This is a genomic window from Stenotrophomonas sp. 3diitr2024 (genome assembly GCF_042136455.1).
Lineage (GTDB): Bacteria > Pseudomonadota > Gammaproteobacteria > Xanthomonadales > Xanthomonadaceae > Stenotrophomonas > Stenotrophomonas sepilia.
Map to the genome: position 1 here is coordinate 1 of NZ_JBHHMJ010000694.1, position 1904 is coordinate 1904.

Genomic DNA, 1904 nt, shown 5'->3' on the forward strand with positions numbered 1-1904 from the left:
TGGGTGCGCACCGTTGGTGCGCACCGCTTGTGCCTGAAGGTGGAATCCACGCCATGCGTGTCCGGCTACGGGGCTGGTAGCCGGGGCGATTCGATCGGCTTTCTGCTCAATTTTTCCACCAGGGATTTTGTTCATTTGCTCGCCTTGGCTCATTCGATTGTGCATGGATGCTGCTGCGCAAGCCTTGCTTCGTGAATCGAGATCTCTGAAGGATCGACTTCAAATCGACGCATCCACTGATCGGCGATCCGGCCGATCAGCCTCGGTTCTGTGGACTTTGGGTTGGAATGGAGATTGCCGACCGACGCAGGTCGCAGACCCCGGAGTTGATGGTCGAGCAGTACATATTCAGGGGCGCGAGGATCTTCTGCATCAGCGTAGGCGAGGGGTCGCGCTCCAGCCTGGATCAAGACGCCGCCGCCATACCCTTGGAGCCTGAAATACTGCTCGGGGAGAGCGCTGCGGAGCTGATCAAGCCCTCCAGCCGCTGCCAGCCGGGCGTCATCCAGTAGGGTCAACCAGCTCACCGTCTTGATCTTGAGATGCTTGAGTTCCGCCCGGTTCGCCAGGAGCGCGGCGTCCCCCACATCCAGGCCGGGAAGGCGCTGGGCCAGCACTGCTTCAATGGGCTCATTGCGCTCTCGGCGTACTGCGCTCAGATTCAATGCGTAGCCGGCATGCCCATGTGCGGCCCTCAACCAGTGTGCACATTTGATCGCCAGTTTAATGAACTGGCATTCCTTTCCTGAGAAATGGCCAGTCGGGACCGACAGTTCAAGGACACTCATGTCGTTGCCCATTCGGGATTGCCAGCCGCGCTTGCCGTAAACACGGAACTGCCAGGCTCCGGCGTCTTCAGCATTGGGACCGCTGGTGTAGCAGAAGCTGAGATGGTCGTCTTCCAACATGGGCTCGATCATTTCTCGCAGAGCTTTGCTGTCCTTGACGCGCTGCCGGGATCGTCCATCCGTTGGTTTCTCGCGCCAGAGCCATGACAATTCGCCTCCCGCGTGCTCGCGGAACGCGTCGAAGCAAAGGCACAGGTTTTCTCTCGTGCCGGCCAGATGTGCGTCCTTGAAGTACAGCGTCAGGCGTAGACACATCACTGCGCCTACGTAGTTCGCTGGGCCGCTCGGAAGAAGCAGGTCGCCTGGAAACTCCAGCGACTCCTGTGCGTCCGGAAACCATTCAGTTTCCAGAGGAAGGTCGCGCAGGGTGGGCATGAGTGGAGTGCCAGCATGTGGGGCTGGTCACCCTAGGAGGAAGACGTTCCGCCGCCAAGGCCAATTGCGACAGGTAAAGTGTCAGATGGAGCCTGTTCAGGCCTGAATGGGCGGCCGCCCCGGTTTTGGGAGACAATGGGCGACTATTTGCCTGAACGACCGCTCCATGTCCCGATTGCAGTTCCAGCTCCAGACCCGCGATGGCCGTGCCCGCCGTGGCCGCCTGACCTTCCCGCGTGGCACGGTGGAAACGCCGGCCTTCATGCCGGTGGGGACCTATGGCTCGGTCAAGGGCATCCTGCCGGACCAGGTGCGGGCGCTGGGCGCCGAGATCATCCTCGGCAACACCTTCCACCTGTACCTGCGCCCCGGCCTGGACATCATCGCCGACCACGGCGGGCTGCACGGCTTCTGCCGCTGGGATGGCCCGATCCTGACCGACTCCGGTGGTTTCCAGGTGTTCTCGCTGGCCCATCGACGCAAGATCACCGAGCAGGGCGTGACCTTTGCCTCGCCCACCGACGGCGCCCGGGTGTTCCTCGGTCCCGAGGAGAGCATGAAGATCCAGAAGGTGCTCGATTCGGACATCGTGATGATCTTCGACGAGTGCACCCCGTACCCGGCCACCGAAGACGTTGCCCGCCGTTCCATGGAGCTGAGCCTGCGCTGGGCCCAGCGCAG

General features: G+C 61.8%; 2 protein-coding genes. One reads left to right on the top strand and one right to left on the bottom strand.

All coding sequences use genetic code 11. The features are described 5' to 3' along the window. Positions 1-149 precede the first annotated feature (149 nt). On the bottom strand, positions 150-1223 hold the full coding sequence (locus ABGA94_RS17855) for a DUF3396 domain-containing protein (protein WP_262221503.1): 1074 nt from the start codon (positions 1221-1223) through the stop codon (positions 150-152). 166 nt (positions 1224-1389) lie between these two features. Here ABGA94_RS17855 and ABGA94_RS17860 point away from each other — a divergent pair. Beyond that, positions 1390-1904, top strand: a 515-nt coding sequence (locus ABGA94_RS17860) for a tRNA-guanine transglycosylase (RefSeq protein ID WP_375367867.1), incomplete at its 3' end; no start/stop codon positions are given.

Excerpts from the sequence above, each read along its gene's own strand:
- ABGA94_RS17855 (WP_262221503.1), bottom strand. The coding sequence starts at position 1,223 with ATGCCCACCCTGCGCGACCTTCCTCTGGAAACTGAATGGTTTCCGGAC.